Origin of the sequence: Cupriavidus nantongensis (assembly GCF_001598055.1) — a bacterium.
In the GTDB taxonomy this organism is placed as follows: Bacteria; Pseudomonadota; Gammaproteobacteria; order Burkholderiales; family Burkholderiaceae; genus Cupriavidus; species Cupriavidus nantongensis.
Genome location: NZ_CP014844.1, coordinates 1,728,967 through 1,750,849, shown reverse-complemented (window position 1 = coordinate 1,750,849; position 21,883 = coordinate 1,728,967). Strand labels below are relative to the sequence as shown.

At 65.9% G+C, this 21,883-nt stretch carries 23 protein-coding genes; 21 read left to right on the top strand and 2 right to left on the bottom strand.

From position 1 onward, the window contains the following. Window positions 1-18: 18 nt before the first annotated feature. Window positions 19-318 carry a helix-turn-helix domain-containing protein gene (locus A2G96_RS08200; RefSeq protein ID WP_043742187.1) on the bottom strand — a complete coding sequence of 100 codons (300 nt, stop codon included), beginning with the start codon at window positions 316-318 and terminating at the stop codon, window positions 19-21. 94 nt (window positions 319-412) lie between these two features. Here A2G96_RS08200 and A2G96_RS08195 point away from each other — a divergent pair, with 94 nt between their 5' ends. Beyond that, complete coding sequence (locus A2G96_RS08195) at window positions 413-1,096, top strand: LysR family substrate-binding domain-containing protein (protein WP_052484356.1); 684 nt, start codon at window positions 413-415, stop codon at window positions 1,094-1,096. Here the strand turns inward: A2G96_RS08195 and A2G96_RS08190 are convergent. Further along, window positions 1,093-2,949, bottom strand: a complete 1,857-nt coding sequence (locus A2G96_RS08190; RefSeq protein ID WP_052484355.1) for a tyrosine-type recombinase/integrase — start codon at window positions 2,947-2,949, stop codon at window positions 1,093-1,095. The genes A2G96_RS08195 and A2G96_RS08190 overlap by 4 nt on opposite strands. A 1,013-nt stretch (window positions 2,950-3,962) precedes the next feature. Here A2G96_RS08190 and A2G96_RS08185 point away from each other — a divergent pair. From A2G96_RS08185 to A2G96_RS08090, 20 genes are all read left to right on the top strand, one after another. Further along, on the top strand, window positions 3,963-4,718 hold the full coding sequence (locus tag A2G96_RS08185; RefSeq protein WP_062798429.1) for a hypothetical protein: 756 nt from the start codon (window positions 3,963-3,965) through the stop codon (window positions 4,716-4,718). A 119-nt stretch (window positions 4,719-4,837) separates the two neighbouring features. Further along, entirely contained in the window at window positions 4,838-5,050 is a 213-nt protein-coding gene (locus A2G96_RS08180) for an AlpA family transcriptional regulator (protein WP_003090093.1), read from the top strand. 42 nt (window positions 5,051-5,092) lie between these two features. Then, window positions 5,093-5,968, top strand: a complete 876-nt coding sequence (locus A2G96_RS08175; RefSeq protein WP_062798426.1) for a ParA family protein — start codon at window positions 5,093-5,095, stop codon at window positions 5,966-5,968. Next, entirely contained in the window at window positions 5,952-6,221 is a 270-nt protein-coding gene (locus A2G96_RS08170) for a hypothetical protein (RefSeq protein ID WP_040277058.1), read from the top strand. Before A2G96_RS08175 ends, A2G96_RS08170 begins: the two co-directional genes overlap by 17 nt. Further along, window positions 6,214-7,893, top strand: coding sequence for a ParB family protein (locus tag A2G96_RS08165; RefSeq protein WP_040277057.1), 1,680 nt, complete (start codon window positions 6,214-6,216; stop codon window positions 7,891-7,893). Before A2G96_RS08170 ends, A2G96_RS08165 begins: the two co-directional genes overlap by 8 nt. 14 nt (window positions 7,894-7,907) lie before the next feature. Next, complete coding sequence (locus A2G96_RS08160; protein ID WP_003090097.1) at window positions 7,908-8,468, top strand: DUF2857 domain-containing protein; 561 nt, start codon at window positions 7,908-7,910, stop codon at window positions 8,466-8,468. Between the two features lie 3 nt (window positions 8,469-8,471). Next, complete coding sequence (locus A2G96_RS08155) at window positions 8,472-9,704, top strand: STY4528 family pathogenicity island replication protein (RefSeq protein WP_062798424.1); 1,233 nt, start codon at window positions 8,472-8,474, stop codon at window positions 9,702-9,704. A gap of 430 nt (window positions 9,705-10,134) precedes the next feature. Then, on the top strand, window positions 10,135-10,929 hold the full coding sequence (locus A2G96_RS08150; RefSeq protein WP_062798422.1) for a PFL_4669 family integrating conjugative element protein: 795 nt from the start codon (window positions 10,135-10,137) through the stop codon (window positions 10,927-10,929). Next, entirely contained in the window at window positions 10,926-11,453 is a 528-nt protein-coding gene (locus tag A2G96_RS08145) for a DUF3158 family protein (protein WP_062798420.1), read from the top strand. The genes A2G96_RS08150 and A2G96_RS08145 overlap by 4 nt, the downstream gene beginning before the upstream one ends. A 73-nt stretch (window positions 11,454-11,526) precedes the next feature. Next, complete coding sequence (locus tag A2G96_RS08140) at window positions 11,527-11,979, top strand: single-stranded DNA-binding protein (RefSeq protein WP_062798417.1); 453 nt, start codon at window positions 11,527-11,529, stop codon at window positions 11,977-11,979. 279 nt (window positions 11,980-12,258) lie between these two features. Continuing rightward, window positions 12,259-14,280 (top strand): DNA topoisomerase III, encoded by a 2,022-nt coding sequence (locus A2G96_RS08135; RefSeq protein WP_062798414.1) that lies wholly within the window; start codon window positions 12,259-12,261, stop codon window positions 14,278-14,280. A 531-nt stretch (window positions 14,281-14,811) separates the two neighbouring features. Beyond that, window positions 14,812-16,422, top strand: a complete 1,611-nt coding sequence (locus A2G96_RS08130) for a DNA cytosine methyltransferase (RefSeq protein ID WP_062798412.1) — start codon at window positions 14,812-14,814, stop codon at window positions 16,420-16,422. Window positions 16,423-16,665: 243 nt separating this feature from the next. After that, window positions 16,666-17,223, top strand: coding sequence for a hypothetical protein (locus A2G96_RS08125; RefSeq protein ID WP_062798409.1), 558 nt, complete (start codon window positions 16,666-16,668; stop codon window positions 17,221-17,223). A gap of 331 nt (window positions 17,224-17,554) precedes the next feature. After that, window positions 17,555-17,776: a hypothetical protein gene (locus A2G96_RS08120; RefSeq protein WP_062798407.1), complete on the top strand. Its 222-nt coding sequence runs from the start codon at window positions 17,555-17,557 to the stop codon at window positions 17,774-17,776. A gap of 21 nt (window positions 17,777-17,797) precedes the next feature. After that, a complete protein-coding gene (locus A2G96_RS08115; protein WP_062798405.1) occupies window positions 17,798-18,190 on the top strand; it encodes a hypothetical protein in 393 nt (130 codons plus the stop codon). Between the two features lie 345 nt (window positions 18,191-18,535). Beyond that, on the top strand, window positions 18,536-19,057 hold the full coding sequence (locus tag A2G96_RS08110) for a hypothetical protein (protein WP_470290488.1): 522 nt from the start codon (window positions 18,536-18,538) through the stop codon (window positions 19,055-19,057). A gap of 83 nt (window positions 19,058-19,140) precedes the next feature. After that, window positions 19,141-19,878 carry a DUF5983 family protein gene (locus A2G96_RS08105; RefSeq protein WP_062798402.1) on the top strand — a complete coding sequence of 246 codons (738 nt, stop codon included), beginning with the start codon at window positions 19,141-19,143 and terminating at the stop codon, window positions 19,876-19,878. A 96-nt stretch (window positions 19,879-19,974) separates the two neighbouring features. Then, window positions 19,975-20,253: a hypothetical protein gene (locus A2G96_RS08100; protein WP_023108437.1), complete on the top strand. Its 279-nt coding sequence runs from the start codon at window positions 19,975-19,977 to the stop codon at window positions 20,251-20,253. A 288-nt stretch (window positions 20,254-20,541) separates the two neighbouring features. Further along, window positions 20,542-21,366 carry a hypothetical protein gene (locus A2G96_RS08095; protein ID WP_023108438.1) on the top strand — a complete coding sequence of 275 codons (825 nt, stop codon included), beginning with the start codon at window positions 20,542-20,544 and terminating at the stop codon, window positions 21,364-21,366. A 123-nt stretch (window positions 21,367-21,489) separates the two neighbouring features. Continuing rightward, the gene (locus tag A2G96_RS08090; protein WP_023108439.1) at window positions 21,490-21,843 is read left to right on the top strand and encodes a DUF3085 domain-containing protein; all 354 of its coding nucleotides are present in this window, start codon (window positions 21,490-21,492) and stop codon (window positions 21,841-21,843) included. The last annotated feature ends 40 nt before the right edge of the window (window positions 21,844-21,883 follow it).

Genomic DNA, 21,883 nt, shown 5'->3' with positions numbered 1-21,883 from the left:
CAACCCGCCACTGCGCCATCATCCTTGCCCGTCTTTGAGCTCTCCGAGCTTCTGCTCGGTCTCCGCCATCAGCGTCGTCGCACTGCACCCCAACGCTCGCGCGATTCGGAAGATCAAGGCCAGAGTCGGCATGTGTTCCCCACGCTCGATCTTGCCCATGTGGGATCGTTCGATCCCGGCACGATGTGCGAGCGTCTCCTGGGCCATACCTTGAGCGGTCCGGGCCTCCCGCACGGCGGCGCCAAAGGCGAGCGCGGGCTCAGCTTCGAAAGAGGTGGAGCCGGCCGGACGGCCGCGTTGTATCGGACGCTTCTGCATCGGCAGAAGCGTCGAAGATCAGTACATCTTAAACCACGTTAAATTTAACTCACTAATGCTAATCTCCGGGAGATCATCCACTTGGACGATGCCAATGTCGACGCATGCTCCCGGCGCCTCCAGGCTCCGGCTTGCCATCAGCGATGCCGGTGTTCAGCCACCACTGGCTCATCTTCTGGCCCATCAACGCAGCGAGGAGCCGGACGTTGAGCTTTCGCTCTCCGAAGCCATCCTTGGTCGCCAAATCGAGGGCTTGCTGACTGGCTTGTACGATGTCGGGTTGGCAACGTCAGGAGAGGAGCGCAGCGGATTGACTGCCGAGCCCATCTGGCGGGAGCCGCTTGCGCTCGCAGTGCCGGCGCGCTCTCCCCTCCTCGCCTACACGCACATCCCGTTGCCCGAGGCGCTGCGCTACCCGATGGTGTTATGGGATCCGACAGCCTGCACGGGCATCCATCGGCAAGTCGATCGCATCCTTCACGACGTGACCGACGCCCCAATCGTGGCCGAGCGCGTCGCGTCCTCCGCCTTGATGATGACCCTCGTGGCTGCAGGCTACGGCACCGGCTTGGCGCCGGCCACACAGATCGTGGCCTATCGCCCGCTCGGCGTGGTGATGCGACCGCTGGCCGGGCTATCGCCGCAGTTGATCACCTACCTGCTGCGGCCGAAAGCCGAAGCCAGCGACAGCGTGTCCCGGTTCGCCCGGCGCGCCATGCGCGTCGGTTCGATGCGCATGGGCGATCTGGACGGGGCGTCATCACCGGATTCGCACTAGACCACCTGCCTCAGTGCCGTCACCGCGCGTTCTGGCTCGCCGAGCAGACCCAGGACGCCAAGCACCGCATGCATGGCGTCGCGGGCGGCGCCGGCGACCACCGCCTCCAGCGGGGACAGTCCGCCCAGCGCATCCACCGGCTCGCACAGGGCGCGATATAACATCCAGCTGTCGAGGTCGCCGACGCGCGCCAGGACGGCACGAGTGAAGTCCTGGCGCACCGGATCCAGCTGCCAGTCCGGAATGCGCTGCCCCCGGTTGCCCATGCTGAGCGACAGCAGGCGACGGGCCTGGATGTCTCGGTTGATCTGATGGCGCGACTTGCCCACCAGCTTGGCGAACGCCGGCAGCGGGAGGTTGTGGGGCGACTCGAAGGTCGCCAGCACCAGGGCCCGTTCGCGCTGGATGTCGGTCAAGACCGGCTGAGGACGCTGATCCTTGCGCGCGACGAGCGTGAGCACCGGGGATCTCTCCAACTCATCGCCCTCGCCTGCCGCCACCTCGGCGGGTGCGCTCTCCACATGACCGTCGCGGATCGGAAGGGGCTCGACGGCGGGAACGGGCGGCAGCCGACGGTCCCGCGGCATCGAGGGCGCCATCTCCGGATCGGCCTGCAGGCCTTGCATCTCCCACTGGTCCAAGCGGTCCGCCCAGTCCTGCATCATGGCCCGGCGCTGCTCCACGTACTCGGCGTGGTTGTAGCTCGCCCGAATCTGATTGGTGTCGGCATGGGAAAGCTGCGCCTCCACCCAGTCCTTGTGGTAGCCCAACTCGTTGAGTGCGGTCGAGACCGTCGCCCGGATACCGTGGCCCGTGAGCTGGTCCTTGTAGCCCATGCGCTTGAGCGCGGCGTTGAGGGTGTTCTCGCTGATGCGCTCCCTGGGCTTGCTGCGGTGTGGCAGCAGGTAGCGCTGGGCTGGGGACTTGGCGCGGAGCAGTTCCCGTACGATCGCAACAGCCTGCCGAGGCAGTGGCACCAGGTAGGGCGGAATCTCCGTGCAGTCCTTGTTCTTCTTGCGCATCTGCTCCTGCAGTTGCTTCACGTTCTCCGGGGGAACGATCCAAAGGCTGCGCTCGAGATCGAACTGCTCCGGCACCGCGGAGCGCAGTTCGCCGGTACGCACGCCGGTGAGCAACAGCAGGCGCAATCCCAGTTGCGTGTTGAGATCGCCGCCATAGTGGCGCAGCTTCACCAGGAACGCCGGGAGCTGTTCCATGCGCAGAAAGGGGTTGTGCTTCACGCGCAGCTTCGGCATCGCCACGATGTCGAGATCCGCCGCCGGGTTGCTCTGCAGCTCGACCTCGACCATCGCGTAGCGGAAGAGCTGGTTGAACCAGGTCCGGCACTTCTCGGCGGTCGTGTGTGCGCCGCGACGCTCGATCTTGCGCAGGACCTCCAGCAAATCGGCGCGCGTGATCTCAAAGATGGATTGCGGGCCCAGCGTCGGCAGCAGGTCCTTCTTGAAGATGCGGTCGACCTGCGACAGGGTGCTTTGGCGCCCGGCCTTGAGGCTCAGCGCCTTGAAGTCGCGCCAGGATCGAAATACCGCCTCGAAGGTGTTGGAGGCGGCGAGGAGCGCCGCCTTGCGTTCCTGCCGACGGTGGATGCGGGGGTCGACGCCCTTGGCGACGAGCGCGCGGGCTTGATCCCTGAGTTCGCGGGCTTCCTTGAGGCTGATCTCGGGGTAGGTGCCCAGCGAGATGCGGGGTTGCTTGCCGGCCCAGGAAAAGCGGAAGTGCCAGTTCTTCGCCCCGCTGGCGCCGACGAAGAGCGCCAGGCCGTCCCCGTCCTTGAGCGTGTAGTCCCTGCCGGTGGGTTTGGCCAGACGGATTGCTGTGTCTGTGAGAGGCATCGTACATCTCCCCGTCTCGTTGGATTGAGGAGAGATGTACCGCCAGCAGCGGGACCACACCCGGAGGAAACCGAACCGCCGCTCGCCCCGATTGATGTACTGGAAAATGTACTAAAAATCCGTGGCTGGGGGTGGCTTCCAGCGGACGCCGCTGGAATGAAAAAAGGGACCGAAGTCCCTTTTTTCAACCACTTGCGGAATTCAGTGGAACTCCGAAGCAGTGCATCTGGAGCGGGAAACGAGACGTCTACTAGAGCAGTAAGTCGTTGTTTCCCAAACACTTTCTTCGCTTGGGTGGTCAGCGAAGACCTCAATTGTAGCCTTATTTTTCGTCCTCGGCAACAAGGATCATCCAAAGAGCACCACTAGCGGCCACGGACACGTACCCGGCACATCAGACGCGCCCTCAGTCCGCGACGGACCAAGGTTCGCTGGCTGACCCTCTGCTCCCGCTTCAAGACCACGACGCAGGCCAGCCAGATGCCTCCGATGTCGGCGCAGTTCGCATGTCGCCTTGAAGCGGCAACCGCGAAGCGTCGAGCGCACGTCCGCCATGTGGTCAGTTCACCATGAAAGAGCGCGCACCCTAGCCATCGTGCCTATGCGCGCGATTCTTTATCGGTATATCAGGATGCCTGGATGGGTATGACAGGCGTGGTTTCGCTGCGTTTAACGGGACGGTAGACGACAACAGCCATGCCACTGCGCCATGTGACACCGCTGGCATATAAGGCCATACCGAGACAGTTTTGCAGAAGCCGCAACTTATTACGACGCTGATAGCGTGAGCGTCACTGTCGAGCCTCTATCTCGACGCTCGACCTTCTAGCGGTCGATGAATTTTTACACATTGGGCACATGACGGCTACCAGTAGAACGAACTGGTGGGAGGTGCTCAAGCCTCATGACGAACCGGGCCTCGGGGTTCGCTTCCTGCACAGACAACTGCCCGACCACGGGGTCGGCGACAAAGGAGTCGGCCATGTAGTTCTTCTCCTGGAAGGAGACGGAGCATGCACGAGAACAAGAATGATGCACCAACATCAAAGGTGTTCTATCGCCCGATTGAAGCGTCCATCCGTTGGGCTGGGCTGCTGCGGTACGAGCCCGTGATCCTGGCCTCGATTTCATCTCCCAGGAATCTGCCAGAGTCGTTGGACTGCCCACGCTGGGGCGAACTGCGGCTGTACACCGAACGTATCTACGATGGCATCCTCAATGGGGAACTGCCCTTCGGGGAGAACGGCATCACGACACGCGATATCGCATTGATCGAGTCCCCTGATCTGACGGTTCGCCATGTCGATCTGAAGCGCTGGATGCGCCAGCACTACCCCGAGCAACGTCCTGGCTTCCTGTTCTCGCGCAGCGAGCGTAGCGCCCATCCTGTCATCTCGCTAGAAACGGGGCAAGCCATGCTGGTCGAACGACTCGCCCTTAAATCTGCCTTGGGTCTGTACAAGCGTCAACTGCAAGAATTGCAGGAGAAGCACGATGCTCTTCTCAAGCAGTCCACGGCGATCCCCGCGTGCGCTCAATGCCCCATCAGCGACCGGGCCGAAGCTACCTATCTGAACATCATCGGAGGGATGCTGGACCTGATGCTCGGCCAAGCTCCATCTGGCACGCCGTACTCCAGCTTCAAGACCCAGGAAGCCGTTGTCAGCGCACTAGTTGCTCATCACGGCGGCGCCATGGGTATCGCGGAGCGGACGTTGAACGGCAAGTTCGCCACTGCAAGGCGCCGGCTGCGTAGCGCATCCCTCTGAAGTTTTTCCAGCTTGTATGTGCAATCGCGGAGATTGCATTTGCAATGTCTTTCCGCAGCCATGTCTATTGAATAGAGGTCACGCCAACAAACGCCACCGAGCGTTCAGGAGTGACCGCCATGTCGCAGACACCTGTACTCCCGCCTAACGAGCGCCGCATCCTGCGCCTCGATGAGGTCGAAGCGAAGTCCGGCTTCAAACGCGCCCACATCTACAACCTGATGAAGAAGCGCCAGTTCCCCCAGGCGCTGCGCCTGGGCGTGCGCGCTGTGGGCTGGGATTCGATCGAAATCGACCAGTGGATCGCCGAGCGCCTCAACCACCGGACCTGACCCGCTCTCCCGCGGACTTCCCATTCCTAGCCGGAGAGCGCCATGCAGGTCGTGTCCATCATTTCAACGAAGGGCGGCGTCGGCAAGACCACGACGGCCGCCAACCTGGGCGGGCTCGCCGCGGACGCGGGCCTGCGCGTGCTGCTGCTCGATCTCGACGTGCAGCCCACTTTGTCCTCCTACTACGAGCTGACCCAGCGTGCGCCGGGCGGCATCTATGAGCTGTTGGCCTTCAACGAGCGCGACCTCGACCAGCTCGTGTCCCGCACGATCATCGCGGGCCTGGACCTAGTGCTGTCCAACGACCATCGGGGCGAGCTGAACACCTTGTTGCTGCATGCGCCGGATGGCCGCCTGCGGCTGCGGCATCTGCTGCCAGCGCTTGCTCCCCTCTACGACCTGGTGCTGATCGACACCCAGGGCGCGCGTTCCGTGCTGCTGGAGATGGCGGTGCTCGCCTCCGACCTTGCGCTGTCGCCCGTCACGCCGGAAATACTCGCGGCCCGGGAGCTTCGACGCGGCACCATGCAGTTGCTCGAAGACATTACGCCGTACCGGCACCTGGGCATCGAACCGCCGCCGCTGCACCTGCTCATCAACCGCGTCCACCCGGTGTCGGCGAACGCCCGACTGATCCAGCAGGCCCTGCGCGACCTGTTCCAGGACCATGCCGGTATCCGTGTGCTCGCCACCGACGTGCCCGCCATCGAAGCCTATCCGCGGGCCGCGACGCGCGGCCTGCCGGTGCATCGGGTCGAGCACCGCCAGCCGGCCGGCAGAGTCGCCCCTGCCGCGCTCGACACGATGCGCGCGCTCGCCAGCGAGTTGTTCCCGCAATGGCAGGACCGACTGGCTCAAGTATCCGGCCGCCCGCAGCGACCTCTTGATCCTGGGAGGCCGCATGGCGAACGCACATGAGCTGGCCCGCGGCCACAAGCGGCTGCGTTCCCTGATCGAGTTCGCGGTCGGTGAAGGCTGGCACGTCAAGCGCACGCCGGGCGGGCACCTCAAGTTCACCAAGGCCGGCTGCGCGGCGATCTACACCAGCTCGACCGCGAGTGACCACCGGGCCGAACTGAACGCCCGTGCGCAGATCCGCCGCGCCGAGCGAGAGGCCCGCACGGCGCCGGCCGGCGGTCGCGGGGACTGCGAGGGGTGCGGCCATGGCTGACATGACCTCGCAGGACATGGCCAGCAAGCTGCTCGCGGCCGGCTTCGAGCGCAGCGGCCCAGCGGCTACGGCCTTGAGCGACCCGATCGCGGACACGCCCATGGTCGTGACGCTGGACCAGTTGCGGCCCTACGACCATGACCCGCGCATGAAGCGCAACCCGGCTTACGAGGAAATCAAGGCGTCCATCCGCGAGCGCGGCCTGGACGCGGCGCCGGCCATCACGCGCCGGCCCGGCGAGGACCACTACATCATCCGCAACGGCGGCAACACGCGGCTGGCGATCCTGCGCGAACTCTGGTCGGAGACCAAGGAAGAACGCTTCTTCCGCATATCGTGCCTGTTCCGGCCATGGCCCCAGCGCGGTGAAATCGTCGCGCTGACCGGGCATCTTGCCGAGAACGAACTGCGCGGCGGCCTCACATTCATCGAGCGCGCGCTCGGCGTCGAGAAGGCACGCGAGTTCTACGAGCAGGAGAGCAGCGCCGCCCTGAGCCAGTCGGAACTGGCCCGCCGCTTGGCGGCTGATGGCTTCCCCGTCCAGCGGTCACACATCACCCGCATGGCCGACGCGGTGCGCTACCTGCTGCCCGCCATTCCCACTGTGCTCTATGGCGGCCTGGGGCGCCACCAGGTCGAGCGGCTATCGGTCATGCGCACGGCCTGCAAACGCACCTGGGAGCACTATGCCAAGAACCGCACGCTGCCGCTGGAATTTGACAGCTTCTTTCAGGAGGTGCTGGCGCAGTTCGACACGCAGGGCGACGAGTTCGCGCCGCAGCGCGTGCAGGACGAGCTGATCGGCCAGATGTCCGAGCTGCTGGGCGTCGGCTACGATGTGTTGGCGCTGGACCTGACCGAATCGGAAAGCCGCCACCGGGCGCTGGTCAGCGACCCGATGCCACCTGCGGCGCCGCCGGCGTTGCCTTCGCCCACCGCCAGCACGCCGACTCCCCCGGGCGCAGCATCGTCCATCGCCACGCCTGCAGCGGCGGCCGGTCCTCCTCCCGCCAGCCCTCCGGCGTCCGAGCCCACCTTGCGCCACGACGACACGGCGGCTGGCGAAGCGGCCACGGGAAGCCCGGCGGCTGCACCGAGCGATCTGCTTCGCGAGCACATCGTCTCGCCGGCACCGACGACCGAACGGCTGCAGTCGATCCAGCGCATGGTCGCCGACCAGTTGGGCGATGCATTGCCGCCCGACTTCTCGGCGAGCGTGCTGCAGTCCATCCCGGTGCAAGCCGGCGGGCTCTATCCGATCTCCGACGTCTGGTACATCGACGCCGGCCTGGACACGACCGATCGGCTGCGCATCCACATCGCGCAGTTCGCGCGCGAGATCGCCGGGGAGGCAGGCTTGGACGAGTGCATCGAGGATCGCGCCGATGGCATCGGGTTTGCGTGCCGCGCCCGCGGCCAAGCCCCGTCGCCGCTCGGCCGCGCGGTGCTGACGCTGCTCGCTTCCCTGACGGGTCAGCCCGTCGCCGAAGCGGGCCTGGACGGCGCGCAGCTCGCCGCCGACCTGCCGACCCTGTTGCACGGCCAGAGTCAAGGCCATGGCAGCGGCGCAAGGCGCTTGAGCGACGCGGCGTTGGTCAAGCTCTTTCGGCTGCTGCGCCTGGCCCGGCGTCTGCTGGACCTGGAAGCCGGCACCACGGCGCCCGGGACGTGAGCGAGGGAGGCCGCATGTCCACATCGCATCCGCTCAACCAGGCCGTGATCGCCCAGGCGCTGTATGACCTTCGCAACGGCCAACTGCGCCGCTGCAAGGCCATGGGCTTCGGCGAGGCCGAGCTGGATGCGCTCAAGCACCCCGCGCTGATCAGCGTGCTGGCCAACGCCAGCGTCTCGTGGTGCTCGGTCACGGTCAACCGCGAAGTGCTGCAGCGCCTGCTCAACCAGGCGCAGGACGTGGAGAAGGAAATCGCCACGGTCGATCGCATGCTGCGGCTGGGGGCCAGCACGGAGATGGTCAGCCGCTTCTATGGCCTGACCCATCAGGAAGTCGCCCTGCGGCGGGAGATCCTCGGCCTGCCCAAGCGCAAGGGGCGCCACCCCGTCCTGGACGAGACCCAGGACACCGAACTGTGGCGGCAATGGAAAGCCGTGACCAGCAGCAGGAACGTCGATCTGGAGGACGAGACCTCGATTCTCGATGCGGCCATGGACCTGGCCGAGGGCATGTCACTGCCGCTCTCGGTGGTCTGGGCCGCGATCAGGAACTGGGTCGATCAGGGATTGGGCTAGGCCATGGCCGTGGACGACACCGCCCCACGAGCCCCGCGTCAAGGCCCAATCGCACTCGCCGACCTGTTCGATGCTGCGCTGAAGGACCTCACGCCCAAGCCAAATCCCAGCGCGCCAAAGCCCATGGCAGTGCCCACGCCTGCCGCGTCCGGCGACGCCTTCCTGTTCAGTGGCAATCGGCACGAGAGCGTGCCGCGGCGGCTGTTCCTCGACCGCCGCCTGACACCGCTGGAGCGCAACGCCTGGCAGGTGTTCCGATTGATGCTCAACGACGACGGCGTCACGGCATTTCCCACCTATGAGCAGTTGCGGCCGTGGCTGGCGTCGATGCCCTGCGCAGGCCAGGCCTCCCATGAGACCGTGGCGCGGGCGCTGACGCTGCTGCGCCTGACGCGCTGGCTGAGCCTCGTGCGACGACGGCGCGACCCCAAGACCGGCCGCATCCTCGGCAACCTCTACGTCCTACACGACGAACCGCTGACGCCGTTCGAGGCGATGCAACTCGACGCCGACTACCTGGCCCTGGTCAGCCAGTCGCTGGGGCATTCGGCCAAGGCCGTCCAGGTGGTGGGACTCAACACCCTCCAGGAGATCGCGGACGACCCGATGCTGTCCGGACGCACCTTGCCGTCGCGGCTGCAAGTGCTCGCCGAGCGCCTGGCCAAGCAGGGCATCACCCCCTCCGAAAGTTATCCACAGGAGGATGCGGTCCACGATTCCGAAGAAGGGCCCACGAGCCTTCTTCGGAATGGCGAACGCCCCTCTTCGGAATCCGAAGCAGGGCCGAAACCCGCGCCAGACGGCGCTCTTCGGAATCCGAAGCAGGACCGTACAGTACGTAGTAGTCGTATTAATGAAGTACGTACTACCGCGCAGGCGCGTGCGCTGGGCGACCTGCAATGGCCCAAGCGCTTCGCGGAACTGAAGACGGAACAGCAGGCCGGCGCCAGGATGGCGTTGCAGCAGGTGGACGCTGCCCTGCGGCAGGCCGTGCTGGACGAATGGGCCGCACGGTGCGGCAAGCATGGCATCCGCAATCCCGCCGGATATCTGTTCGGCATCATCCAGCGCGCCATGCGCGGCGAGTTCAATGCATGGGCCAAGCAGACCGGCCCGGCACCGCCAACACCATCGGCGGCGCGAGCGCTACCGCCCGAGCCGCCGCGCAACGTCGTGCCGCCCGAGGTGGCCCGGCAGCACATCGAGCGCCTGCGCGACCTGCTGCGCAAGACCTGAGCACAGGGCTTGTCAAAGCCGTGAAGTAGATCTCCATGGCGGTCGGCAGAAACGGTCCCCTGGGGACGGCTGTGCGGTGAAGCGCCGGGTGACGGCGCGACATGCTGCGCGAAACCTGGGCAAAGCGCCTGGCAAGGCCATGAAGCAGGCCTCCATGGCGCTCAGCGGAACGGTCCCCTGGGGACGGCCGTGCTGCGAAGGATGGCGTCGAACGACAGCGCGACGTCCGGTGCAGCACGCAACCCATCGACGACCGAGGCCCGGAGCGCCGACGTGAATGCCCATCTGCGGAGCAGTCCCCAGGGGACCGTTGCGCGCTGCGCCGCCGGCGCGCACAGAACCGGGGGCCGGCTCATTTCGGTTTGTTGACTGACTGCCTTCCGCCGCATGCGGATGCTGGCGGCTCCCTGTCCACCAGCGAGCGATCACCATGGCAACCAGCAACGAACCATTGCAACTCAACCTCGGCTCCCTGCGCAGCGCAATGTCGCTGACGCTGCACACCCACCACGCCTCGCGCATCTGGCATGGCCGCGCCGCCGCCGAGGGGCGACCGGGCATCGTCGGCCTGAACGGCTACATCGCCGTCATGAACAAGATGAAGCGCGGCTCGGAGCAGGACGACCCGTACAGCGACTGGTGGATGCTGCGCATCGAAGACAAGCTCGACCAGACCAAGACCACGCTGCGGACGCTGCGCGAACAGGTGGACCAGGCCCTGGCCGGCGTGCCCGCCGCGTTGACCCTGGGCGAGAACCTCAACGTGCAGCCCGTCAAGCTGCCGCTGTTCGTCAATGCGCAGTTGGGCTTTGCCGCCGTCTATCTCCTGGCCGACTACGACGACATCGCGCGCAAGCTGATCCTCGCCCACCACACCGCGCTGATCGACCGCAGCACCTTGGAGCGCTGGCTCAACGAGGGCGCGCATGCGCTGCGCAGCCTGTTCTCGCTGGCCCAGCAGTACCGCTACTCGGGCTGCACCCGCGACGATTTCGCGGCGAAGAATGCCGCAGCGCGGGCCGCGCTGGAGAAGTTCGGCGAGTTGCCGCAGGACGTCCTCGAAGGCACGCGCCGCTCGAAGTTTGCGCCACCCATCGTGCGCCGTGGTCTGCAACAGCGCGGTGAGAGTCCTGCCGCAGCCGCTACCAGCGTCGATGGTGATGCGGCCGCTGCTGCCGACCCGTCCGAAGGCGCAGCCACTGCCGGCGAGGACGAATCCGCATGAGCGATCTGAACCAGCCGACCCGCTACTTCCGGGGCCTGCAACAGGGAGCCTTCATGCGCCTGGAACACGCGGCCTCTCTAAAAGGCCTTTTAAAGCCTTTTAAGGGTAAAGGGGACTTGGAGGCCTGGGCCAGCCAGTGCTTCGCCATGCGCGACGAGTTGATCGGCCTGGCGCAGCGACAAGTGCTGCAACAGGCCAGTGGGCATCCCTTCCACCTGTTGCCCGTGGAACTGGCCCAGCAGACCACTGGCGCGGGAACGACGTTCCTGCGCTGGCGCAGGCACGACCGCTCGGCCATGGGCGTGACCCTGTGGCAGGAGCTGATGGCGAGCACCAGCACGCCGGTCAACCTGCTGGCCGACCTGCACGCGATCGAGCTGCAGCGCATCACGCTGAACATGCAGATCAGCCTGTTGCACACCCTGGGCAAGCAGGCCCAGGAGTGCGCCAGCAAGGCAGCCGAGGCGGAAGACGCCTACCTGCGCCGGCTCGCGTCCATACCCCCCGCAGTGCGCGATCGGTGATCGCGTCGGGCACCCCAGCACGCGCCCGACGCCGACATGGCACGGGTATTTCAACCACCACGGAGATCACACCATGAGCACGCATTTTTCTGGCGAGGGCAACATCGGTTCGCCCCCCGAATACCGGGAGTTCCCCAACGGCAACGACGAGCCGCGGCGCTTGCTGCGGCTGAACGTGTATTTCGACAACCCCGTTCCCACCAAGGGCGGCGACTATGAGGATCGCGGCGGCTTCTGGGCGCCGGTGGAAATCTGGCACCGCGACGCCGCGCACTGGAAGGATCTCTACCAGAAGGGCATGCGCGTGCTGGTCGTCGGCCGCATGGAGCGCGAACCCTGGACCGACAACGAGGATCAGCCGCGCGAAACCTGGCAGATCAACGCACGCAGCGTCGGCATCCTGCCGTTCCGCATCGAGTCCGTGGTCCTCAGCCCCAAATCCCAGGAGACCGCACAGGACGCGCAGCCCAAGCCCCAGGCCACCCAGGAACCGGCTGCGCCGAAGGAGCCCAAGCGCAGGAAGTGACCCGACATGGGGGCGGCCGCAGCACGTCGCCGCCCCCCATGCCCTCGCGAGCTATCCCCTGAGGATAGCTCCACCGACGTCCACCGGCTTCCACGCGCTCCCGAACATCGCGGCTCCCGGCCCGCACACTGCCGGCCGCACGCCGCCATCCTGCCGGGGCCATTCCATCGGCGTGAAAGCGGTCGCCGCCGCATGCAGCTTGTTTGCTGCTGCCCCAACAGGCGCTCGGCATCCTCGATCCCAGCAACTCCATGAACAACGGGAAGCGGATGGACGGACATGCGGCTCTTTCTGTGCGAGAAGCCCTCCCAGGGCAAAGACATCGGCCGGATTCTTGGCGCCACGCAGCGCGGTGAAGGCTGCCTCAACGGCTCCGGCATCACGGTCACCTGGTGCATCGGCCATCTCGTCGAAGCGGCAGCACCCGAGGTCTATGACGCGGCGCTCAAGCGCTGGTCGCTGGAACAGTTGCCCATCATTCCCCAGCAGTGGCGGGTTGAGGTCAAGCCGAAGACCGCCACGCAATTCAAGGTCGTCAAAGCGCTTCTGGCGAAGGCGACCCAGCTTGTCATCGCCACCGACGCCGACCGCGAAGGCGAACTGATCGCCCGCGAGATCATCGACTTGTGCGGCTACCGCGGCCCCATCGAACGCCTGTGGCTGTCGGCGCTCAACGATGCGTCCATCCGCACCGCGCTCGCCAAGCTGCGGCCCTCGGCCGACACGCTGCCGATGTACTACTCGGCACTGGCGCGCTCGCGCGCCGACTGGCTTGTGGGCATGAACCTCAGCCGGCTGTTCACCGTGCTCGGGCGGCAGGCCGGCTACGACGGCGTGCTGTCGGTCGGACGTGTACAGACCCCGACGCTCAAACTCGTGGTGGACCGCGACCGAGAGATCGCGGCCTTCGTGTCCGTGCCGTACTGGGCCATCGATGTGGCCCTGTCTGCAGGTGGTCAGGCGTTCATCGCACAGTGGGTTGCTCCGGACGCCTGTACCGACGACGCTGGTCGCTGCCTGCAGCAGTTTGTCGCCCAGCAGGCCGGGCAGCAGATCCGCGCCGCAGGCAGTGCCCAGGTGGTGTCGGTCGAGACCGAGCGCGTGCGCGAAGGTCCGCCGCTGCCGTTCGACCTGGGCACCTTGCAGGAAGTCTGTTCCAAGCAACTTGGGCTGGACGTGCAGGAAACCTTGGAGATTGCTCAGGCCCTGTACGAGACGCACAAGGCCACGACGTACCCGCGCTCGGATTCCGGCTACCTGCCCGAAAGCATGTTCGCCGAGGTGCCTACGGTCCTCGACAGCCTGCTCAAGACCGATCCCTCGCTGCGCCCGATCATGGAGCAGCTCGACCGCTCCGTGCGTTCGCGCGCCTGGAACGACACGAAGGTGTCCGCGCACCACGGCATCATCCCGACGCTCGAACCTGCGAACCTGTCGGCTATGAGCGAGAAGGAACAGGCGGTGTACCGTCTGATCCGGGCGCATTACCTGGCCCAGTTCCTCCCTCACCACGAGTTCGACCGCACCGTGGCCGAACTTGCCTGCGGCCAGCAGAAGCTGGTGGCTACAGGCAAGCAGGTCAGCGTCAAGGGCTGGCGCCTGGTGCTGGCCGAACCGCAGGCGGACGAGGACGGCGATGGCACCGCGCGCAGCCAAGTGCTTCCCGAACTGCGTGAGGGCATGGCGTGCCCAGTGGCCGAGGCCGAGATCAAGGCGCTCAAGACGATGCCGCCCAAGCCCTATACCCAGGGCGAACTGGTCAAGGCGATGAAGGGCGTTGCGCGTTTCGTGACCGACCCGCGCCTGAAGCAGAAGCTCAAGGACACGACGGGCATCGGCACCGAGGCGACGCGGGCCAACATCATCAGCGGGCTGATCGCCCGCGGCTACATCGTGAAAAAGGGACGCTCCATCCGCGCATCGGATGCGGCGTTCACGCTGATCGACGCCGTGCCCGCGGCGATTGCCGACCCCGGCACCACCGCCGTCTGGGAACAGGCGCTGGACATGATCGAGGGCGGACAACTCACCCTGGATGTGTTCATCGGCAAGCAGGCCGCCTGGATTTCGCAGTTGATCGCGCAGTACGGCAGCACGTCCCTGTCCATCAAGGTTCCCCAAGGGCCGGCTTGCCCGCAGTGCGGCGCGCCCACGCGCCAGCGCTCCGGCAAGAGCGGCCCGTTCTGGTCGTGCAGTCGCTACCCCGACTGCAAAGGCACGCTGCCGGTGGCAACCGGCACGTCCAGGCGTGGTGCCTCGCGTCCACGCCGTACCAGTGGCGGCGGCCGCAAAGGCGCCTGACCGCCCCGATTCCCCGTGAGCCATGCCCGCCATCGGCGGCATGGCCCGTGTCCCGCACACCCTGCGGGACGCCCCAGCGCGCAATGCCTTCTTGATCCGTGCGCGTGTCCCGTCCGGCCGTCCCCGGCCGCGGGACCTGAAGGTGGCTTCTCCGCGAACCGCACCCCGCGCGTTCTCCTCGTCTGCATTCCTTCCGCCGCTGCGAAGGGTCCCCCGATGGCTTGCCTGTGCGAGCCATCCGGAGACCCTTCGCGGTCAGCGGTATTCGGTGCCGGTGCCCGCCGGCGCAAAAACGGGCTCCCTTTGTGCGCGGATGTGCGCCAGACGATGCCGGCTCCAGCCACGACATGGGCCGGGTGTGATTGCTTGATGAGCAGACGGTTCTAGCGACGACCGGGCCTGCCAATCAGCCCACGGGTGGTTCTTCCTTCCTCCCGAGCCGAAGGCCCCTGGGGCCTTCGGCGCCTTTCTCCTGCCTTTCAACGCCCCGGCCAGGGCGATGGCCCTGCGCCATACGAACAGGAGACCGACATGCACCCGAAACCTTGCGCACCGCCGCGCAACGCGCCGCTGCTCTACGGCAGCGTCTGCAGCGGCATCGAGGCCGTGAGCCTCGCCTGGCAACCCCTCGGCCTCGAAGCCGCGTGGTTCGCCGAGATCGAGCCGTTCCCGAGCGCCGTGCTCGCCCACCGTTACCCCCACGTGCCCAACCTGGGCGACATGACCGCGATCGCCCGCCAGGTCCGCGCCGGCACCGTGCCGGCTCCCGACATCCTGGTCGGCGGCACGCCATGCCAGTCGTTCAGCGTGGCCGGTGCACGCCAGGGTCTGAACGACCCGCGCGGCGCCCTGACCCTTGCCTATGTGGAGCTTGCAAATGCCATCGACCAAACCCGCCATGAAGACCGCCGCCCGGCGGCAACCCTTGTCTGGGAAAACGTCCCCGGCGTCCTCAGCGACCGCAGCAACGCCTTCGGGCACTTCCTGGGAGCACTGGCCGGCGAAAGCCGTGCGCTCGAACCGCCAGGGCAAAAATGGGCGCACGCAGGTTGTGTGTCTGGACCCCGGCGCCGCATCGCCTGGCGCGTGCTCGATGCTCAATATTTCGGCGTCGCCCAACGGCGCCGTCGCGTGTTTCTTGTGGCAAGTGGTGGAGGTGGCGTCGATCCCGCCGAGGTACTTTTTGAGCGCCCAGGCCTGCGCGGGGATTCTTCGCCGGGCTTCGCGCCGTGGCAAGACGCTGCCGGCGCTGCTGGATCGGACGCTGCGGCAGCAGGCGGGTACTCGGGATATGCAGGACTGAAGCAGCCCTACGGCAAGGCCACGGTGACGTTCGGATTCGGTGGGGGCAACACCGCAGGACCCGTCGACGTCGCGGCCTGCCTGACCGCGGCACCCGGCCCGAAGAACGACTTCGAGGTCGAGACCTTCGTGGCGCAGTCCGTCGCGGGCAGCATCAGCCACACGCTCAGCACCGCCAACGGCGGCAAGGGCTGCAGCGAGGACGGCACCGGCAAGGGCGTGCCGATCACCGCCTTCACCGCACAGGGCTGCGGGGCGGACGCGACGACGAACCATGCACCGACGCTGCGTGCCGGCGGACATCGCCTCAGCCACGCGAACGCCGGCGTCGTGCCGGCCATCGCGTTCGCGCAGAACTCGCGCGGCGAGCTGCGGCTCGAATCCGGCCACGGCCAGCTTGCCGGGACGCTCTCCACGGGTGGCGGCAAGCCGGGCCAAGGCCGGCCGATGGTGATCGGCGTGGCGCTGCGCGGTCGCACCGAAGGCCTGGCCGCTGAACTGGGCGATGGCGTCTCGACCGCGCTGCGCACCAGCAGCGGTGGTGCCGACAAGCCCCATGTGCTGGCACCGGACTTCGAGGCACATTTCCGCTACGACTGGAATAACCCCGGTCCGGGCGACTGGTCGCAGTGGCGGGTGCGTCGGCTGATGCCGGTCGAATGCGAGCGGCTTCAAGGCATGCCCGACGACTACACGCTGGTGTCGTACCGCGGCAGGCCCTCCGCCGACGCGCCGCGCTACAAGGCGATCGGCAACTCCATGGCCGTGCCGTGCGTCGCGTGGCTGGGCCAGCGGCTGGTGCAGTGCCTGCACAAGACGGGATCGAGCGCTTCGGATTGATGCACGACGCGGCCGGCGGGCCGCGTGATCCTCCCTCCTGCATTGCCGACGCATCGGCAACAGCCAGCAGCCAGGGTGTCAAGGCTGCCGTGGGTTCCTCCCACGCCACCCGCCAGTTCGCCCCGGCATCTCTCCGGCGAACGCTGCCCACCGGGCATCGATGCCACCTTCCTCCAACCCACGGGATGTATGCCGCGTCCCGTCAGGGGCGTGTCGTCAACCCCGTCGATAACAGGACTTCCTATGGACACCATCACCCGACAAGACCGCATCACGCTCAAGAACCTCAAGGTCGCGGATTTCGCGAGCGAGGAAACGCTGTGCTTCACCGCCACCGTCATGTTCGACGGCAGGCCCATCGCCGAAGCCCGCAATGACGGACACGGCGGCTCGACGTTCGTGCGCCCGCTGCAAGGCCAAGCCGCGCTGCTGGCCCAGGCCGAGGAATTCGCCAAGAGCCTGCCGCCGGCATCGCTCGACGTCGAACACGAGGACGACGAGCCGCTTCTCATCGACATGACGCTCGACTTCCTAGTGGACCAGTTGGCCGATGCCATGCACGCGGAGCGCAAGCTGCGCACCGCGTTCAACCGCGACATCGGCAACAAGGTGCTGTTCATCAAGGACGGCCGACTGCTGTTCCTCAAGGGCATCAAGCTCAAGGTCATTGCCGACCGCGCGGCGTATTTCGCAAAGCTGCGCAGCCGACAGGACCAGCCCATCGTCATCCTGGCCGAGCTGCCAGCGGACGAGGCATTCGCCATCTGGAAGCAGCATGTCCTGGGTGACAAGCCCCGCTGATCCAGCCTCACCGCACCGTCATGACCGCCCCGCACTCGTTGCGGGGCTTTTCTTTGTCCTGCGCACATCAATCGGGGCTGGACCAGATGCCGATTTCCAACTGACGTGGCGCGGCACCCTCACGAAGCTGTCCGCATGTTCGCTGATTCGTCAGCACATGCCAGCAGCCAGGGTTTCAGGCTGCCGCGGGATTCTCTCCGCGCAACCCACCAGTCCGCATCGCATCCATTGCGCGGACGCGCGTTCCCAAGACGCTGATGCTTTTTTTCAACCGCGTGCGGGAGCTGCCATCCCGTGAGGGACAGGGCCCCGCTTTCCAAGGAGCCCATCCATGTCCCAGCAAGCCTCTTTCGGCCGATTCGGTCAATTGGCCTTGACCTACTGCGGCAAGTTCCTGCCGCTCGAAGTCCTGCACAGCGCCGCCGGCCACTACATCGGCACGCGCGATACCGAAGGTCCCGTTTCGCGGGAATCTCGTGAGTACTTCGCCAGCCATGCCGCGGCTCAACGTGCCCTCGAAAGAGGCGGCTGGTCCCAGCTCGCCATTCCCTGATCCAACTGGAGGAATCACGTCATGAACCAGCTACTGCCGCAGGAAGTCGTCGATCAGATCGTTCGGGAAGAACGGCATTTCAGCGCCGCGCCCCAAGCCTTTTTCGAGGCATGGAAGCGTGGTGTCGAGATCGCCGGCCCGCAATGGTTTGGCGATGGCACCCGTGAAGGTCTGAACCAGGCCAAAAGCAAGTGGGATCTGCGCCCCGACATGCTGCGCCTCAACGACGCCCTCGGCGTCCTGAGCAGCGGGGAACGCATGTTCCTGTCCGCGATGGTCAGCTTCTACAACGCGCGCGAGGGCGGTGCCATGCTCAAGCGCTGCCACTTCAACGGGTTGTCGGACTTCGACGACCTCGATCTGCCTCGTCGCCAGGTGATCGCCGACCTGCTGCTGAACTACAGCGGTTGGTGAGCCGGTCCCTGGCACACCTTCATCACTGCGTTCACGCGACCCCATGAGGGACATGCGCCTCGTCCGAGGCCATGTCCCTCGCATTTTCTCCCCGCCCAGTGCCATCCGGCATCAGGCGGTTCCCCTGCGGATGCCATCGTCCGCAAGGGCTGGCTCCGTTCATTCATCGAAAGGAGCCTTCATGGCCAACAACTACTACGAAGCCACCGGCGTTCTCGTGCTCGACCGTGCGACCCCGTCATCCAGGCGCTGTTCGGCGCCTTCGCGCTGGACGAGAGCCATCCCGGCAACGGGCAGGCCTACATCGCCCAGATCGCCGAGACCACCAATCCGCAATGGCCGGACGTGCTCGATGGTCTGGAAGACCTGGCCACGCAACTCGGCATTCCGATGCCGGACGACGAAGGGCTGTCGATCCCGCCGCTGCTCGAACTGCTCGCCGTGCACTTCGGTGCCGATGAGGACGAAGAGCTGGGGAACTTGATCGAGCGTCATTCGTTCGAGGACACCGCCGATCTCGACGCATTGTTTCTGATCGCCACCCGGTTCGATGACGGCCACCACCTGACCGCCATCCAGTTCGAGGGATGCTGGTATTGCAGCAAGCCGCGGCTGTTCGAGTTCGGCGGCAACGGCTGCTACCTGAGCCGCGAGGTCCGCGTCATCAGTTCCTCCTCGCAGGCGCTCCAGCTCGGCGACCAACTGCGCAAGGCCATTGTGGCCGCCGACATCGAAGAGGCCTCGGCCCTGATCGCGCTGGAGGCCATCAATCTGCTGGCGGGCGTCAGCGACGAGCCATTCCGCATGAATTTGCGCCGGCGCGTCGCCGAGAGATTGGCCCAAACGCCAACGATCAGCGCCATCTGACGCTGTTCCCTTTCTTTCCACCCACCGGGGTCAATTCCCGGTGGCGGGGATTGGCTCCATCATTATTCTGTTGGAGAAATCCCATGTCCCAGAACCCCAATCCCTTTCTACGCGGCTACTGGAATCTGAAGGTCGTCCGCACGCTGTCCATCAGCCACGAGGACGGAAGCCCACATGTCTGGCGAAACATCCACCCGAGCCAGCAGCACCTCTCCGACGAGGCACTGGTTTCTTCCCCCTGCATCGTCACCAGCGACTTCGCGGTGGTCAGGACTGGCACCGAACCTGTCGGCGCCGCACTGATCGCCGAAAGCGACGCGGCTGAAGGGGTCAGCGGCGAAGGCGTGGTGGGTGCCGTGGTGTACGCGATCCACGGCGACGACTTCGACGGCCGCCCCGCCCACATTGGCGACACCTATTCGGCCGAGGCCGCACGGGAAGTCGTGCAGCGGTTGAGCTTCGAGACCGGCTACTACAGCCGGTGCTGGGAAATCAGCAGCGCGCACATCAGCCACGAAACCGGCCAGTACCTGGCCAACCTGGCTGACCTCGCGACGCCGGAGGCCTTTTTGTTCGTTGCGTTCCGGCTTCCCTACAGCCCGGCGATCGGCGTCAAGCTGATTTCCACGCCCTGGACGGACCAGCACCTGCAGGACATCGAGGAGATCTCCGCCGAGCAGCTTCGGCAGGAGCACTGCAGCAAGGGCATGCCGGACGACCTGGCACAGATCCTTGCACTGGCCGGCCAGGCCGATGTGCGCATCCTCATTCTCGATGCCGACGCACCCGTGTTGCCGGGCCTGCCGCTGGCCGGCGAATAGCTGCCAGACACATCTCCAGCCTTCCTTTTCATCACCGCATGCCGGCCCGTCTCCCACCAGGGAGCCGGGCCGGCGCACTTTCACAGGAGCGATCCCATGTTCCCCGACCTCATCACACCCGCATCCGACTTTGAGCACCAGCTTGGAGCCTGCGTCAACGCCATGAGCCAGGACGATGCCATCGGCCAGATCCTGGTATTCGAGCGCATGAGCGGCATGCTGCACATGCGCCATATCGCCAGCGCCGACCTGGTGGACACCGACGTGGATGACTACGAAATGGTCATCTTCGACGGTGGCAACACAAGCGGGGATACGTGGAAGCACGTGTTCTTTCCGCGTCAGCGCGAGCACTACTTCGTGTACCAAGCCTGACCCCTCCAGCCCCTTTCGAGGGGCTTTTTCTTGTATGCAGCACAGGAATGCGGGCGTGGTGCGGTGCCGTTTCCTGCGGGCAGGCCGATCACCCCGGGGCCATGCTTGCCCCATGTCCGTCGGCGCTGCCGACACATGCCCAGGCAGTCGAGACCTTCGAGGCTGCAAGCACGGGAAACCGTGCTGGTCGTTTCTTCCTACGGACCTACCGCGTCCGTCCACGCCACCCACAAGGGACCTCTCCCTTGCGGGCGGGGAATCCCTTGTTTTTCCTCAAGGAGTTTCCCCATGGACCGTTCCCTTATCAAATCCATGATGCCTTCGCTGGTCGCCGGCCATGTGCCCCGCAACGTGCGGTCGTTCAAGTACCGTGTGTTCGATGATCAGCCGCTGTCCTCAACGCTGGGCTTCGCCATCGATGCCCAACCCTTCGACGGCAAGGTGGTCGCCGCGACCGACGATGCCATCGTCGTCAAGCTCAAGCCTTCCGAGTTCGCGGTGCTCGATCCCAACCTGGTGACCACGGTTCCTGCCGAAGGCGCCAAGGTGCATGTCCAACCCTATGCCCGTCGTCGCTTCGACGGACTGCGCGCGGACACGCCGGAGGTCATCACCGAGAAGACTTCGGATGGAACGCCATACACCATCACGAGGCACATCCTCGGCTCGGCGCCGGCCAAGCTGCCCATTCCCACGCCGCAGTGCATGGAGTTGGGCCAGCTCATCGAGCAGTTGGAGGAGATGCCGGCCCCCGATCGCTTCCGGCGCCTCACCCACATGCTGGTGGATGCCGGTGCCCGCGACTTCACCTGGGTCGATCCCACGCCCTCCAAGATCATCGAGACCCCGCCGGCGATCAGCTTCACGGTCTCGACCGCGAAGTTCGAGGGCCGGGTGACGATCCTCTACGACCGCGGCGGAGACACCTACGTGGTGGAACTGCACCGTCAGAACGGTGAATCGGTCGAACTGGTCGATCGGCACGACGAGGTGTATTTCGACATGCTCGGCGAAGTGCTGGAGCGGCTCATCGACGACGGGCGCTGGCGCCAGATCGACGTGAGCATCCTCGACGCGAAGGCGGCCCGTAAGCGCCAAGCCGTCCCGGCATGACGCCCCTCGACTGACCCGAGGCACCCGCCACGGCGTTCCAGCCATTCCGGCCGCGTGCCCTACAGGCCCTTCATCCCATCGGGTGGAGGGCCTTTCTCTTTTTTCACACAGGAGATTTCATCCATGTCACTGCGATTCAAAGGCGCCGACCTGCGCCCCGTGCTGACCGAAGCCATCGCCAATCAGTGCCGCATCGTCCTGGTCAAGGACCAGGGCGTGTACTTCCTCGCCGAGCGTGGGGAGCGTCGCCCGGATGGACGCCAGCAACTGCTCGCCTACGCGGTCGGCTGCAACCCGGACACCGACCCGTTCGATGACTGGTGGCACCTCGCCGGCCGCGAGCTGGGCGGCGACGATTTTGCGGAGTATTTCGACCCGAAGGACGGCCTGTTCACGCGCCTCCTGCACTCGGCGGACGATCTCGTGCAGTCCGCCACCGCCACGCACCTGTCCTTGGCCGTGGTGCCTCCCGCCTGAAGCGGCAACCGCCGCGCAGCCCTCGCAGCCCCCGCACCGG